General features: G+C 58.7%; 8 protein-coding genes, 1 rRNA gene and 1 pseudogene. 6 read left to right on the plus strand and 4 right to left on the minus strand.

Translation table 11 applies throughout. From position 1 onward, the window contains the following. Positions 1-4,686: pseudogene (locus AC1RAC_RS27905) on the plus strand (LapA family giant adhesin); the annotation flags it as partial. A 150-nt stretch (positions 4,687-4,836) separates the two neighbouring features. Next, positions 4,837-5,175, plus strand: a complete 339-nt coding sequence (locus tag AC1RAC_RS27910) for a hypothetical protein (RefSeq protein WP_054896857.1) — start codon at positions 4,837-4,839, stop codon at positions 5,173-5,175. A gap of 123 nt (positions 5,176-5,298) precedes the next feature. Here AC1RAC_RS27910 and lapD read toward each other — a convergent pair whose 3' ends face one another. Further along, complete coding sequence (lapD, locus tag AC1RAC_RS27915; RefSeq protein WP_054922570.1) at positions 5,299-7,245, minus strand: cyclic di-GMP receptor LapD; 1,947 nt, start codon at positions 7,243-7,245, stop codon at positions 5,299-5,301. A gap of 14 nt (positions 7,246-7,259) precedes the next feature. After that, a complete protein-coding gene (lapG, locus tag AC1RAC_RS27920; protein WP_371264164.1) occupies positions 7,260-7,883 on the minus strand; it encodes a cysteine protease LapG in 624 nt (207 codons plus the stop codon). Positions 7,884-8,201: 318 nt separating this feature from the next. On the opposite strand from lapG, the gene AC1RAC_RS27925 reads away from it, so the two are divergent. The 4 genes from AC1RAC_RS27925 (at position 8,202) to AC1RAC_RS27940 (ending at position 14,362) form a co-directional block, all read left to right on the plus strand. After that, positions 8,202-8,912: a GntR family transcriptional regulator gene (locus tag AC1RAC_RS27925; RefSeq protein WP_034125400.1), complete on the plus strand. Its 711-nt coding sequence runs from the start codon at positions 8,202-8,204 to the stop codon at positions 8,910-8,912. 373 nt (positions 8,913-9,285) lie between these two features. After that, positions 9,286-10,044, plus strand: a complete 759-nt coding sequence (locus AC1RAC_RS27930) for a DUF3050 domain-containing protein (protein WP_054922566.1) — start codon at positions 9,286-9,288, stop codon at positions 10,042-10,044. After that, the gene (locus AC1RAC_RS27935) at positions 10,041-10,988 is read left to right on the plus strand and encodes a diiron oxygenase (RefSeq protein ID WP_492617164.1); all 948 of its coding nucleotides are present in this window, start codon (positions 10,041-10,043) and stop codon (positions 10,986-10,988) included. Before AC1RAC_RS27930 ends, AC1RAC_RS27935 begins: the two co-directional genes overlap by 4 nt. Continuing rightward, the gene (locus AC1RAC_RS27940) at positions 10,985-14,362 is read left to right on the plus strand and encodes an amino acid adenylation domain-containing protein (protein ID WP_492617165.1); all 3,378 of its coding nucleotides are present in this window, start codon (positions 10,985-10,987) and stop codon (positions 14,360-14,362) included. The genes AC1RAC_RS27935 and AC1RAC_RS27940 overlap by 4 nt, the downstream gene beginning before the upstream one ends. Before the next feature lie 63 nt (positions 14,363-14,425). Here AC1RAC_RS27940 and AC1RAC_RS27945 read toward each other — a convergent pair whose 3' ends face one another. Together AC1RAC_RS27945 and rrf are read right to left on the minus strand one after the other, a co-directional pair. Further along, the gene (locus AC1RAC_RS27945; protein WP_492617166.1) at positions 14,426-16,306 is read right to left on the minus strand and encodes a methyl-accepting chemotaxis protein; all 1,881 of its coding nucleotides are present in this window, start codon (positions 16,304-16,306) and stop codon (positions 14,426-14,428) included. Positions 16,307-16,580: 274 nt separating this feature from the next. Next, positions 16,581-16,655: ribosomal RNA gene (rrf, locus tag AC1RAC_RS27950) — 5S ribosomal RNA — on the minus strand; the annotation flags it as partial.

Genomic DNA, 16,655 nt, shown 5'->3' on the forward strand with positions numbered 1-16,655 from the left:
ACCACCACGATCAACGACACCATCGACAAGGTGGATGTAGTTCTGACCGCCACCACTACCGTGGGTGAAGGCGGCAACATCGTCTACACGGCCAGCCTTGTGGATAAAAATGGCGCACCGGTGACCAACATCACCAATCCGCTGACCGTGACCCTGGATAACGGCAAAACCATCACCATCGGTGTGAATCAGTCGAGCGGTTCCATCACCACCGTAGCGCCAAACGACGTCTACAAAGGCGACCAAACCGTCACCACCGCCATCAAAGGCGTGACCGGTGGCGAGCATTTCGAGAACCTCGTGCCGGGCACGACGGCGGTGAACACCACCGTCACCGACACACCAGGCTCCACCGACCTGACCACCGTCACCTTGACTGCCCCGACCGCGGTCAACGAAGGCGGCCAGATCACCTACACCGCCACCTTGAGCAACAAGGCCGGCAGCGACATGCTGGTCCAGCTCGACAACGGTTCGAGCATCACCATCAAGCAAGGTGAGACCATGGGCACGGTGACCGTCCCGGCGCCTACCGATGACGTGTTCATCGACAAGAGCACCCAGACCGTCAAGATCACCGGCACCACCGGCGGCAATTTCGAGGGGGTGACCATCACACCTGCGGGCGCCACGACCACCATCAACGACACCATCGACGACGTGACCGTGGTACTCAAGGCCACCGGTTCGGTCAGCGAAGGCGGGCAGATCGTCTACACCGCGTCCCTGGTCGACAAGAACGGCGCGGCCGTGAACAACGTGGGCTCCGACTTGGTGGTAAGGCTGGATAACGGCTCGACCATCACCATCGGCAGTGGCAAGTCCACCAGCTTCACGACAGCTACCGCACCGAACGATGCCTATGTCGGCGCCAATGATGTCAGCGCCAAGATCACCGGCGTGGTCAGCGGTGGCGACAAGTACGAGCATCTGATTGTTGACGCCAGCCCCGCGGTCACCAAGGTCACGGATGTAGTGACGGATACCAAAATCAGCATAACGGGCGATGGCTCGGTCACTGAAGGTGGCACAGCCCACTACACCCTGACCTTGACCAACCCGCCGCAAACCGACGTAACCGTGACGCTCAAATACAGCGGCACCGCCACTGACGGTTCGGACTTCACCGGCGTGTACACCGTGAAGATCCCGGCAGGCTCCAGCAGCGTGCCGTTTGATATCCGCACGCTCGACGACAAGATCACCGAGCCTACGGAACAGATCGTTATCACCATCGACAAGGTCACCGGAGGCAACTTCGAGAACCTGGTGATCGACAAAGGCACCGTCACCACCAACATCCTCGACAACGATGCGCCGCCGGTGATCGACCTGGATGCCAACAACTCCAGCGGCGCCACGGGTGCCGATTACAAGACGACATTTACCGAGGGTACCGCCGGGCCGGGCGTGTCGATCGCCGATACGGATATCAAGATCACTGACCCAGACAGCACACTGCTGACGGGCGCGACGGTCACGCTGACCAACGCACAGGCCGGTGATGCCCTGAACCTGGGCAATAGCGTGAATGGCATCAGCGTCAGCACCAACAACCAGACGGGCACTATTACCCTGACGTTGTCCGGCAGCGCAACGCTGGCTGACTACATGCAACGTATCCAGAACATCACGTTCACCAACAACAGCCACGACCCGAGCACCACACCGCGCACCATCACCGTGACGGTGACCGATGGCGGCAACTACTCCAACGTGGCCACCACCACCGTCAACGTGGTAGCGGTCAACGATGCACCAGTGGCCACTGGCGGTGCTGTGACCGGTACGGAAGACACGGCGCTGGCCCTGACCTGGGCCAACTTCGGCGTGAGCGATGTGGACTCGCCACAAGCCAGCCTCGGGGTGAAAATCACCGACCTGCCAGTAGCCGGCAAGCTGCAATACCTTGCGGCGGACGGCAGCACCTGGACCAACGTGACCAGCGGCCAGACCTTTACCAAGGCCCAGATCGATGGCGGCCAACTGCGCTTTATGCCGAACGCCAACGAGTCCGGCGCCGACGGTTACGGCGGCACTGGCGTGGGTAACAAGCAGGCGGATTACGCGCAGTTCAAGTTCCAGCCAACCGATGGCAAGGACCTGGGCACCAGCGCTACGGTGAAAGTCGATATCACCCCAGTGGCCGACGCACCGACCCTGAGCGTGGCCGACAACAACGTTGCCTCGACCGGCCTGGTCAAACAGGGCTGGAACAGCATCGCCGGCCTCGGCAACAACGGCAACGGTGCTGCACCGGACGTGCTGAAAAAAGCCATCGATAACGCGGGCACACCCAACAGCACCTCTGTGGTGACCAACGTCGAGTCCGTCGACAACGTGGCCGCTGGCTCTGGTTCCAAGATCTCCGGCCTGATCTACATGGAAGCGGGCAAGAGCTACACCTTCAGCGGTATCGCGGATGACAGCGTGGTGGTCAACGTTGGCGGTAAAGACGTTGCGAGCGGTTTGTGGGGTACCAACAGCGGCAAGTTCAGCGGCTCGTTCACGCCAACGACCACTGGTTACTACAGCCTTGAGATCTACCAGGCCAACCAAGCGGGGCCTGGCAGCTTTGACGTCAACCTGTCGGTCAACGGCGGGGCGGTGCAGAACCTGAGCACCAGCACCGTGCCGCTGTACACCGGCCTTACCGACCTGACCAACGCCGGCGTCACCGTATCCGACCTGCATGGCAGCAACGGTGACGGTTACTACGTGGGCTACAAGCTCAACGAAGGCCAGGAAAACGGCACGGTCAAATTGTCCAAGGTCACCACCGCGCTGACCGACACCGACGGCTCCGAAACCCTGAGCGTGAAGATCAGCGGCATTCCGGCAGGCTCGGTGCTCACTGACGCGTCGGGGCACACCTTTACTGCGGGTAAAACCGTGGGCGAAGTGAATGTCACGGGCTGGGACCTGAACACCCTGACCATCAAGCCGCCGACCTACTACAGCGGTCAGTTCAACCTGACGGTCACTTCGACGTCCACCGAGAGCATCGGCGGTTCAGCGACCACCACCGCGCAATTGCCCGTCACGGTGCACCCAGCGACCTACAATTCGGTCACCGGCACCTCGGGCAGCGACACCATCAATGGCAGCGATGGCAACGACATTGTCGTGGCCGACGTCGCCGGCTTGAACGTGGTGCAGGGCAAGAACTACAACATCGCGTTCATGATCGATACATCGGGCAGTATGGGTGCGGACTCGATAGCAGCGGCAAAAACCTCGCTGACCACCACGTTCAACTCGCTGAAAAACAGTATCGGCGCCAGCACTTCTGGCACTGTGAATATCTTCCTGGCGGATTTCAGCGACCAGGTCAATCGCACGGTGACAGTCAACCTGAAAGACCCAGGTGCATTGGACTCGCTGCAGAAAGTCCTGGATTCCATGGTGTCTACCGGCGGGACCAACTACGAAGACGTGTTCAAGGCCGCGGCCAACTTCTTCAAGAGTGCCCAGGCGACTGGCAACACTGGCGCTATCAATACAACGTACTTCATCACCGATGGTCAGCCGACGTTTTACCAAGCGTCCGAGCAGACCAACCCATACTTGTACGGCAACGTCAGGCTCGATGATGTCGTCACCATGAACAACTACACCATAGGTACCGCCACCCGGATCAACATCGATTCGAATAACTACCTTGATATCAACTCTGCCGGCAAGGTAACCCTCTGGTCTTACGGCTGGGGGTACAACAAGGGAATCATCCACGCCCAAGGGGATGGCACCTATGAAATATCGGTGCAAGGCGGCCTCGGCTACGATACCGACTACTCCACCACCCTCAACTCCAACAGCGCGTTCGCACTGCTTAAAGGTCTGTCCACAGGTGGCGTAGAAGCCATCGGCCTCAACAGTGGGGTCAGCCTGAATCAGTTGGCACCGTACGACAGCGATGGCAAGCCACAGGCCAACATCGATCCGAAGGACCTGGCCAACGCTATCCTCGGCCACACAGAGGCGACGTTGCCGGGCGCGGACACCGTCAGCGGTGGCGACGGCAACGACATCCTCTTCGGCGACCTGGTGAGCTTCAGCGGGATCAATGGCGAGGGTTACAACGCGCTGCAGGCCTTTGTCGCACAGAAGACCGGCGTGGCTGTCTCGGCAGTGACTGCCTCTAACGTTCACCAGTACGTCACCGAGCACTATGTGGACTTCGACGTCTCCGGCGCCAAAGATGCCGGCGATACACTGTTGGGCGGGGCTGGCGATGACATCCTGTTCGGCCAGGGCGGCAACGACCTTCTGGACGGCGGCAAAGGCAATGACATCCTGCTGGGTGGCACGGGTAACGACACGTTGATTGGCGGCCAGGGCAACGACATCCTGATCGGTGGCTCGGGGGCCGACACCTTCGTGTGGAAGGCGGGCGACATCGGCAACGATGTGATCAAGGACTTCAAGGCGTCCGAAGGCGACCGCATTGACCTGCGCGATTTGTTGAAAGGTGAAACCGACAGCACCATCGACAATTACCTCAAGATCACCACGGTAGAAGGTGTGTCGACCCTGCAAGTGAGCAGTGAAGGCAAGCTCAACGCCGCCGGTGGCCTGGCCAATGCTGATGTGACGATCAAACTGGAAGGCAACGATTGGTCCCACACCAGCATCAACTCGCTGATCAGTGGTGCCGACCCGACCATCAAGATCGATCACACCTAAGACGCGATTGATCGGCCGCCCTTCCAGGCGGCCGATTTTTTGGCCTACGGGTCGCTGGCCCTGGCGGACGGCGCATCGCATACTCACGCCCATACACGCAGCGTTGACCTATGCTGTTGAACGCCTGTGGCGCATTTTCGAGGGGTTGTTATGTTTTACGTGCAACGTGATGCACAGGGCGCGCTGGTTCGCGTAGAGGCCGCTGCCTTTACCGAATCCACTGAAACCCTGCCGGCCGATCACCATGAGATACAGGCCTGGTACGCCAACGAAGTGGTGGAAACCAGCCTGGCCCAGCTCAAGCAGAGCGACTTTGAGATGATCCGGGTGCTGGATGACTTGATCCAGGTGCTGACCCGCAAGGGGGTGATCAGCGTGACCGACCTGCCGCCGGCAGCCCAGGCCAAGTTGATGGACCGTAACCAGGCGAGGGAAGCGTTGGGTGGGTTGAGCCAGTTGATCGATGATGACGAGAAAGGATTGATTTAATCCAACCGCTCCTACCCCTGTAGGAGCGAGCTTGCTCGCGAAAAACTGAAATCGCCACGGGGCATCAGGTTTTGCGCGTTATTGTTGGCGATCTTCGCGAGCAAGCTCGCTCCTACAGGTGAATTATTTCCAGGGCGCGGGCTCGCCAAACAGTTGGCCCTGCACGCCGAAAATCCCCATCTCACGAATCACCTTCAGTTCGCCCTCGGTCTCTACACGTTCGGCAATCAACGGCAGGTCGATGCTATGGGCCGCTCGCTGGATGGCCTCGATAAACAGGCGCTTGTCGCTTTCCTGGTCGATGGCGCGAATGTAGCTGCCGTCGATCTTCAGGTACGCCAGGCCCAGGCGCGCCAGGTTGCCGATCATGCTGAACCGCCCACCGAAACGTTGCAGGCTGAGGGAGAAGCCCAGTTCGCGCAGGCGCTGGGTCATCTGTTCCAGCACGGGCTGCTCAGGCAGTTGCTCCTCACCAATCTCCAGGGTGAGGCGCGGGCCCAGGTTGCTGTGCTGGCGTAGCAGGTCATAAACGCGGTTCAGGGCCTGGGTATCTTGCAAGGTCGCGGCCGAAAGATTCAGCGCCAGGTTCTCGGTGTGGCTGGCCATCTGCTTGAGCACCTGCTCCAGCATCAGGCGGTCCAGGCGGGCTGACCAACCAAAGCGCTCAAGCCACGGCAGGAAGCGCCCGGCCGGTATGGTGTGGCCGTCTTCGTCCTGCAAGCGCGACAGTACTTTGTAATGCAAGACCAATTGCGGGTCCTGGCTGGCGACAACCGGCTGGAAGTACAGCTGGAAGCGCTGCTGGGTCAGGGCCTGGTCCAACAAGGTGTGCCAGGCATGGTGATCGTCTCCCACGCTGGCGGCGGCGCTGCGGTCCAGGCACACCCAACTGGTGTCGCCCTGCGCTTGGGCCTGGGCCAGGGCCTGATCGGCCAGGGTCAGCAGGGCTTGGGGCGCGTCGCCATGGCTGAACGGCGCCAGGCCGATATAGGCGACCGGCGTAACGTCACTGGCGCCGGTCGCTTGCAGGCTGAGCAAGGTGCTTTCCAGGTTTTGCGCCAGCTGCATCGCTTCTTCACGCATCAACCCCGGCGCCAGCACGGCGAACTCACCGCCACGAATACGGGTGACGAGGTTATGGGTTTCCGGGTACGGCGCGCACTGGCGCAGTAGTTGTTCGCCAACCGCTTGCAGTAACTGGTCGGTGCGCTGGCCACCCAGGCGCTGGTTGAGGCCGGCCAGGTCCTTGACCCGCAGCAGCAGAAGGTAGCCGGAGTTGGTCTCTTCCGGGTTACTGACGCGGGCGTTGAGCTGCATCTCGAAATAACGGCGGTTGGCGAGGCCGGTGAGGTTGTCCTGATAGGATTCGGTGCGCAGTTTTTCGCTACGCTCGGCCTGCTCCTGGAACAGCGCCTTGAGCTTTTCCACCATCTGGTTCATGGCCTGCACCACCCGCCGCAGTTCAGGCGTGCGGGGCAAGTCAGGCAGGCTGAGGAACTCACGGCGGGCAATGGCGTGGGACTGTTTGACCATATAGTCCAACGGCTTCAATTGCCGGCGCAGCAGCAGCCCACCGAGCACCACGCTGACCGCACCGCACAAGAGCAACCAGCCCAGGCTACCCAGGGCGCTTTGCCAGAGCTTGGCCAGGGCGAACATCGGATGGCTGACCACTTCTACCCGTGCGGCCTGTTCCCAGCCACGGCTGACCAGGGCATCACCGCCCGCCGGCTCCAGTCCGATCAGCTTGACGAACCAGTTGGGCACGCCGTTGTTGTCGGGAATACCGCTACGCTCGACGATGGTTTTGTCGGTGGCCAGGTCCACGACGCGGATGCTGGCATAGTAACCGCTGTCGAAGATCGAGCTGACCAACAGCTCCACCATGGCTGGGTCATCGATATTCGGGGTGAGCGACAGCGCCAATGCCGTCGCGGCATCCTGGGCGTGGGAGCGCAATTGGTTGACGTATTGGGTGCGCGAGCTTTCCAGGCTGACCATGAAGCTGCCGCTGAAGGCGACCACCAGGAACAGACAGATTGCGATCAATAGCTGTTTGAACAGAGACATCCGATCAGTTACTCCTAGTTGGCAGGCTCGGCTGGGAAGCCTTCCGCACGCATTTTTCTCAACACATCCTGCCAGCGCGACAAGCGTTTGGTATCACCGACTTTTTTGTTGCCTTTGGCACCAGGCAAGTACAACCCCTCGGCGTTGAATGAGTACACCGGGACCAGGTCGGTGCGACGGGTAGCCGGCAGGATCTCATCCATCAGGCTGTCGAGCACCAGTGGGACGGCGTCGGGGCTCGAATAATAAGTCAGGACCATGTGCGCCCGATTCTGCCGCAGGGCCTTGACGTAGGTAATGCGCAACTTGTCGCTGGACACGCCCAGGTGACGCAAACTGAAATATTTTGCGATGGCGTAGTCTTCACAGTCACCAGCACCTTTCCAGAGTGCCTCGACGGGCGTCTCCCAGTAATCCACAACGTGCCAGAGATCGATGTCTTCCACGTAGGTCATTTGCTTGTTGAAGAACAAATTGACGACCTTGAGCTGCTCCTGCTCGCTGACCTGTTTTTCGCTCACCAATAACCGCTGCCAGGCGTCGATACGCTGCTGGCCTTGACCCAAAGGCCCGTAGACGGCGGTAGCCTTGCGGCTGATTTGCGAGAAATCCCAATCGGCACGCAGCCCGCCGAGCATCAGGCCGGCCAGTAAAGTTGCTGATAAAAGCCAGCAAAGCAGTCGATAGGGATTAAAACTTACCGCCAAAATGTTCAGTCCGTGAAAGAGACGGAATTTCCAGGGATGGTGAAGCCTGGCCCTACAAAAAACAATGGCACAGTGCAATCATCGCAGGAGGCGGCGTTTTTATAACCGCCCTTGTGAGAGACACAAAGTATGCTGTGTAAGCACTTACAAACGGAAACTTTGGCTATTTGACAAGCACCTGGCCCATCTTTAGTGTTCTTTGGATCCAATTAGCCAGACTATTATTCAAGAAAGGAGGATAGCGCAACCGTGACGCAGAAGCCGAACCCATTAAGCAGCATCAAAATCAGCGGGCCTATTCCCGCCCATCTTGCGCGCTCCGTTATCGAAGAAACGTTGCGTAATGCCATCCTTGATGGGCGATTGCCCTGTGGCACCGCCATGCGCCAGCAAGAACTGGCCAGCCTGTTCGGCGTCAGTCGCATGCCGGTACGCGAAGCGTTGCGCCAGCTGGAGGCGCAATCCTTGTTGCATGTGGTGACTCACAAGGGTGCCGTCGTTGCTCCCTTGATCGAGGACAATTCGGCCGAGACCTATGCCCTGCGCATGTTGCTGGAGTCCGAGGCCCTGCGCCTGTCGATTCCGTTGCTCACCGACGCGGACCTTGCTCAAGCCGAGGCCTGTATCAACGCACTGGAAAGCGAGAAAGACTACACCGAGATTGGTCGGCTCAATCGCCTGTTTCACATGGTGTTGTACGGCAAGGCGCCCAACCAGCGGCTGCTCACTTTGGTCGAGCACGGATTGAATGAGGAGGAGCGCTTCCTGCGCTTCAACCTTGAGGCGATGGGGCTGGGGGAGACTTCCCAGGAGGATCACCGCGAACTGCTGAGCCTGGTAGCGCAGAAGAAGGTCGAGGAGAGCATCCTGACGCTGCGTAACCACTTGATGCGAGGCATGGAGGTGATCGCGACCTACCTCAGCGGCCTTGAGAGCGCCGAAAAAAACCCCACTCAGTAGGTTTTTTCGCTTTTGCCCTTGATCCTTAGGTGATGTAGCAACTTTCTTATCAGGGATTGTTGCTCCATCAGAAAAAACAAAGAACCAAATCATAATTAAAGCCGACTCAGCGCGCAGCAAAATCCCACGTATAGCTGGGCAATCACCACACACATAAATATCGGGAAAAACATCTAATACATTTGTATACCGGTTCAAACATTCAATCAGCTTATTATCTTTTCCCAGCAAGACACACCTTTCCATCCACTGCGTCTGCCTAGTGCAAGGGCCTCGCCGTGCGCGTGGGCGCGCTCAAGTTACTCTCGCACTCACAACTATAATATTTCAACACTGCTTTTAGAGCACTCGCAACAACTCATAGGCGTCAACCATGTACCCACATTCACTCGCGCAAAAAAAACGACAACTTTTTGATCATCCGTTATTTATAGAAATAACCAGCCTCGGCAAGTTACAACACTTCATGAAACACCATGTATTTGCTGTCTGGGATTTCATGAGCCTGACCAAACGCCTGCAAAAGGACCTCACTTGCATGCAGTTGCCCTGGCTCCCCTCCACTGACCCGCACGCTGCCCGCCTGATTAATGAAATCGTGCTGGCGGAAGAGTCGGACGAGCACCCGACGCGGGGCTATTGCAGCCACTTCGAGCTGTACTTGGACGCAATGACGGAAGTGGGCGCCAGCACGGTCGCAATCACTCGCTTTATCGACCTGCAAAGCCAGGGAGTGGAGGTAAGCGCAGCCTTGCAGATGATCGATGCGCCCCAGGGCGTGGCCCGCTTCGTCGACAGCACCTTACAAATTGCCCTGAGCGCTCCGACCCACTGTGTGGCGGCGGCGTTCCTGCATGGCCGAGAGTGTGTGATTCCGTCAATGTTCGAAAGGCTTTTGCATAGCCATGCTTTCATAGGTCGGCAGGCCCCTACGCTATGTCACTACCTCAGCCGCCATATCGAAATAGACAGCGATGATCACGAGCCCGCGGCGCAACGGTTGCTACAGCGCCTGGTCGACGCAGACCCCAGCCGTCAGCAACAGGCCGATAACGCCGCCCTGGGCGCCGTGCAGAGTCGTATTACCCTCTGGGACGACGTACTGGCCTCGATGCAAGAGGTACGTCCGTGAACGCCGCTCATTACCAATCCTTTGCCGACGACTGGGAGCGTCGCGCAACCATCCGCACACGCCCCCGGCGGATGTTGGAAGACGACGACAAACTCATCTTCCCCCTGTGCCGTCAGCCTCTGGTGTTGAGTGCCACCTTTCTCAAGCACTGCCCGCAATGGTGCGACTTCGTGCTGGTGCAAAGCTTCTATAAATTCATCAATGACGTGGTGATTTTCGAAACCGAGATCGTCGACAAAACCGCGCGCAGCATCGCTAAAAATCGCTTCTCCCTGCCCTTCCCGCTCGCCTGCCGCTACGATGCGATGACGGTCGTTGTCGACGAGGATTATCACGCGCTGGTCGCGCTGGATTTCCTGCAGCAAGCCGTGCAGATGACCGGAATCCAACCGCTCGATCTACCCGGGCAAATTGAATTGGGCCGCGCGCTGCCGGCAGCCCAGGCACAGGTACCGGCATACTTGCACGATGCCGTAGAGTTGATCGGCGTCGCCATCGCTGAGAACACCATCACCCATGACGTCGCAGCGTTTTCCAAAGATGGCAGCGTCAAATCCTCTGTCCGCGGCCTGATGGCCGATCATCTGTTTGATGAAGGGCGGCATGCGCGGTTCTGGACACAGTTGGTGCGCCTCTACTGGCAATCGGCAAGCTCTGAAGATCGCGACCACATTGCTCAAGCCCTGCCCGTGTTCCTGACGCACTACCTGACCAACGACCTACAGAAAGACTTCGATCTGCAACTGATCGAACACTTGGCTATCAGTGCCGATACGCGCCGGGCACTGCGCGACGAAATCCAGGCGCTGGACTTTCCCATCACCCATCAACATCCGCTGCTGGCCAATATCATGGGCCTCCTGCACCACAGCGGCGTACTGCAAACCCCCAGCGTGGCACGAGCCCTGCGCGACTACCTGCCCGTATCGAGGAGGTTGGCATGAGGCGCTTGCAGATCGAGTGGCGTGGTACCGGTAACGCTCTGGCGGCGCTCAGGCAGGAGCTGGAGCAATATGGGCATGTGGCAGGAACGGGGTCTGTGGATCTGGTTATTGAAGACGGGAGTCAGCCGCTGCCGCCCTCGCCCGCCAGTGCGCCATGGTTAAGCTTGCGCGTGGGTATCGGCCCGCTCTGCGAACACGGGCTGCCCTCATTACAGTTACGCTGCTACGACCGGGAGCGGCGCCTGCTGACGGTGCACGACGTTGCCCGGGAGCCCAGCGGCAATGGGCAGCGGTTGCGTCAGCAGGCAACGAATGCAGTGGTGGAGTGGGCTGCTTTGTTGGTCTGCGGTTTTTCAAGAGACCCCGCTTATTTCTCGGCAACGGCCGCTGCTAACGCCTGGCCTGAACAGGGCCTGCAAGAGCTGGATGCCTTGGCTTTCATGCACCGGTTCAACCACACGGCGGCCCCTGCCTTACTGCACGCGGCCCGAACGCCCATGATCGAACGGCTGCAGGCCAGCCTCAATACCTTCGCGCATCGAACAGTGCTGAACATCGCCGGTCATGCGCTGACTTATCGGCAGCTCCAGCAACAAGCCATGGCTATTCAACAACGCCTGCTTCCCTTGCTGGAGGATGCCGAGGCTCCACAAGTGGTCGGCGTATGCCTGGAGAAATCTGCCGAGTTGTACGCCAGTATTCTCGCGGTGCTTGGCTGTGGCGCCGTGTATTTGCCGCTGGTGCCTGACCACCCGGAGCAACGCCAGCACTGCATGCTGACCAGCCTCAAGGCCTGTGTGCTGCTGGAGAATGGCCAGCACCCATTGCGAGAGCGTTTCGTTTCACTTGATGTGAGCCAGGTGGCCGCGCACAGCGCCGACATGACGCAACCGCTGATGCACCGTCACCCCCGTGCCGACGAGCCGTGCGTGGCACTGTTCACCTCGGGTACGACGGGCCAGCCCAAGGGGGTACTGCTGAGCCAATACAACCTGGCGCATTTCACGGCCTGGCTCGTCAGTTGCGTGGCGTTGGATCAACACAGTCGCGTCCTGCAATTCTCGCCACTGGGCTTCGATTCTTCACTGATCGATATTTTCCCTGCATTGATCGCCGGCGCCGAGTTGATTGTGCCCAGCCCAGACCAACGTCACGACCCTCAGCAACTGGTAGAGCTGATTCGCAAGCAACGCGTCACTCATGGGTTTGTGCCACCGGCACTGCTCAGCATCCTGCCGCTGGATCAGCCATTGGGCATGACTCATTTACTGACCGGAGGTGATTTCTGCGAGCCCTGCGTGATCGAACAACTGGCCGGTCAATGCCAGTTGCATAACCTCTATGGGCCGACCGAGGCCACTGTGTTGGCGACCCATCGGGTATTCCAACGAGGTGACAGCCATCGCAATATCGGCCTCCCCATCGCTAACAGCCAGGTGCTGATTCTCGACGAGAACCTGCAGCCCGTGGATGAACAGGTAATGGGCGACTTGTACATTGTCGGTCCCGGAGTAAGCCTGGGTTATTCGAATACACTCTCGCGGGCCGACAATCCGTTCGTGACGCTGACACTGCCAAATGGCCAAGTGCTACAGGCTTATCGCAGCGGCGACTTGGCAAAATGGACGCAAGAAGGCATCGAACTGGGCGGCCGCAGGGATGAGCAAGTCAAGATCCGCGGGTTTCGAGTTCAGCCTCAGGATATTGAACAGTGCTTGCGCGATAGTCGCTTGTTTCGCCAAGTGGCAGTGGTGATCGATACGGCACACAGAGTCATCGGCTTTGCCGCCCAGCCGGAATCTGGCGCTACGCTGGCAAGCCTGAAGGAACATGCTCGGCAATGGTTGCCCGTGCATATGCAGCCCAGCGCTTGGAGCGAACTGGCATGCATGCCCCGTTCGAATAACGGCAAGATCGATCGCAAGGCCTTGCTGGCCATGCCAATACCCATACCCATCGGGATGGATCGCTGTCGCATACAAGACCCTTTGCAGGCACAACTGGCTGACGTGTGGGGTGAGCTGCTGGGATTACCCGCAGGCGAACTCTCGATTGATGAGAGTTTTTTCAACCTCGGTGGCCACTCCATTCTGTTGTCGACCCTGTTGCTACGCCTGCGCGAGCAGTTTGGCCGCAGCTTCTGCCTGAGCCCCTTTTTTGAGACGCCGACCATCCGCACATTGGCCGCACTCATGGATGGCAGTGCACTGCCGGATACACCATCCAACCAGATGGAACAAGATGCGACGCGAGCACTGGAGGTCGAGGTGCTGCCCGAGACCCTTGCGGGAGACTCGCGCAAAGCCATCGTCACCGGCGCGAACAGCTTTGTCGGGGTTCATATTGTCCAGGCACTGCTGACTGGCGGGGCGCAGGACGTGGCGTGCCTGGTGCGCGAGTTGCCCGGCCATTCGGCAGCGACAAGGTTCGCCCAGGCATTGCGTGAATACCGCTTGGAACATCTGGACCTGAGCCGAGTACAGGTATACGCCGCCGATATTCGTAAACCTCGCCTGGGCTTGGCCGACGACGTGTACGAGCACCTCGCCCGTCATTACGGCGTGGTGGTGCATAACGCCGCGCAGGTCAATCATGTGATGGATTACGCCTCACTCGCCAAGGACAACGTCGAGCCGGTGCTGGAATGCCTGCGCCTTTGCGAGACCCATTGCAAGAAGGTCCTCAATTTCATCTCGACGCTGTCAGCCTGCAGCAGCGTGGACGTCGACGGGTCCGTGCTTGAAGCGCCTGCCCGACGCGCACTGCCGCTCTATGTGAAAAATGGCTACAACCTCTCCAAGTGGGTAGCCGAGCGGCTATTAGGACGGGCAGTCGAGCAAGGGGCCTGGGTCAATATTCATCGGCCGGGAAATATCAGCTTCAACAGCCAGAACGGCGTTTGCCAGCCACAGAAAAACCGCTTGATGTTGATGCTCAAGGGGTCTCTGCAATTAGGGATGGTCCCGCGACTGGACGTCAATTTCGATCTGATGCCGGTGGACTTCCTGGCGCGTTTCATCGCCTACCACAGCGTGCGCTTTGACCCTGGGCGAAACGTGTTCAACCTGCACAACCCACTGCCCTTGAGTTGGGACCAGTATCTCGACGCTTTCAGCGAGGCTGGGCACGCTTTTGACCGAGTAAGCATTGAACACTGGCAACGGGCGCTGCGCAAAGTGAGCCGCAATAACGCGTTGTTCGGAGTGCTGGGCTTTTACCTGGACGGACTGGGCGAGGACATCGGTGACACATCGATGATCCGTTACGACAATGCCCGGTGGGGCGTGGAAAAAATGGGCATGTGCTATCCACCCAAGAGCCAGGCGCTGTTACGCAAAGGCTGCGACTATCTGAGCGCTATCAGTTTCCTCTGAATAGCACCCTGGACGTGAGACCAAGCGATCGGAGCGAGAGGCCTCGCTCCGATGCGGTCAGGATCAGATCTTGAAGCTATCGACCAATTGCTTCAGTCGGCTGGCCTGCTGGGACAGCGCATCGCAGTCCTTGAGCGTCTCGTTGAGGTTGGCCACACCCTGCTGGTTCAGCAAGTTGATCTGGTTGATATCGACGTTGAGGGTTTCAACCACGGCGGTCTGCTCTTCAGTGGCGGCCGCGACGGATTGGTTCATGCCATCGATCTCAACGATACGTTGCGTCACGCTGACCAGACGCTCACCTGCCTGGTTGGCGACTTCGACGCTTTCTTCGCTGGAAGCCTGGCTGGCGTTCATGGTGGTCACGGCTTCGCGCGAACCCACTTGCAGCGAAGTGATCATCTTGTGGATTTCTTCTGCCGACTCCTGGGTACGGTGCGCCAAATTGCGCACTTCATCCGCCACGACGGCAAAACCACGCCCTGCTTCGCCAGCACGGGCCGCTTCGATCGCCGCGTTTAGGGCGAGCAAGTTGGTTTGCTGGGAAATGCCTTTGATCACATCCAGGATGTGTCCGATGTTATCGGTACTGGCATTAAGGGTTTCGATCTGAGTGCAGGACAGGCTGATCTTTTGCGAAAGCTCCGACATCGCCTGAATGGTTTGCTCCACCACTTTACGACCATCGTCAGCTTGTTCGCTGGCACCACTGGCATGCTGGGACGCGTCAGCAGCGTTGCGCGCGATTTCCTGGGTGGCGGCCCCTAGCTCGTTGATGGCTGCGGCCACGCTGTTGGTACGCGCGCTCTGTTCGTCAGAACCGATGATCGACGCATTGGATGAAGCCATCACACGCTGGGACAAATCGTGCACCTGGCGCGTTGCCGAAGACACTTCGGAAATCGACGCGTGAATTCGCTCGACGAACTGGTTGAATGCGCTGCCGACTTCGCCGAACTCGTCTTTGCTGGTCACGTCGAGACGTCGGGTCAAATCACCTTCGCCTTGGGCAATGTCCTGCATGGCCACGCCCATGGTGGTCAACGGGCGCAACAGTACTTGAATCAACAGGCTCAGGAGCACCGCAATAGCCACAACGGCAATCAACATCGCAATCAAGGCCGAAGTACGGAATTTGCCCAGCGGGGCATAGGCTTTTTCTTTGTCGATCGAAAGGCCGATGTACCAGTCAGCGCCAGGCAAGCCGCTGATAGGCGTGAAGGAAAGGATGCGATCCTGACCGTTGAGGACAACGTCCTGATTGAGCTTCTCAATGCGCACGTTGGTGCCGGGATAGATGTCCTTGAGATTCTTCATCACTTGGTCCTGGTCCGGACTGACGATGACCTGGCCATCACCGCTGACCAGGAACGCATGGCCGATACCACCGAAGTCTACCGAGTTGATGATCTTCACCAGTGTCTGCAGGCTCAGGTCACCACCGACAACACCCAACAACTCGCCATTCTTTTTCACCGGCATGGCAATTGTCACGATCTGACCGCCCACAGCCGCCATATAAGGCGGAGTAAGCATGGTTTTGTCCGCCACTACTGCTTGCTTGTACCAAGGGCGCTGACGGGGGTCGTAGTCGTCAGGCATCTTCGCGTCAGGGCGCTGGGTGAATACCCCATTGGTTTGACCTACATAGGTGAACTGGAAATTGGTGGTGAATGCTGGCTGATCGACCAAACCTCGGAGGTCGGCGGCGCTGCCCTGGTGGGCAACGTTCTGCGCCAGGTTCTCGAGGACCAGAATGCGGCCACTGAGCCAGTTCTGCACACTGCTGGCGGTGAGCTCGCCGGACTGCTGGATGGACGACGACAGGTTTTGCCTGATGGTGCTGCGCTGCAGGTAGTCGTTGTAGAGGGTAAATAACGCGAAGGCTAAAACCACGACGCCTGACGCGGCCAACAGAATTTTATGACTGAACTTGAGATTCATTTCATCGACTTCTTTTGCCAAAGGGGGGTGAGCGTGCCGAGTGGAACATTCCATGTATCGGGATAGGCGGACTCTGCGGTCGCTCTATTTCGGTGCACGCATGGCTCGTCAGGCTTTCGGCCAAACTTCGACAAATCTTAGGAATTTGTGAGAAGCATCTTCTTTTAACGTAGGAAACCGACAGGCGGTAGCCGTAAGGCAGATTTGCTGCGGTGGGCCGCCCTAAACGACAAAACCCCTGTCTGCGTTAGCAGACAGGGGTTTCGGAATTCAATCTTGACGATGACCTACTCTCACATGGGGAAACCCCACACTACCATCGGCGATGCATCGTTTCACTGCTGAGTTC

This window comes from Pseudomonas sp. GW823-FHT02F05 (genome assembly GCF_058797315.1).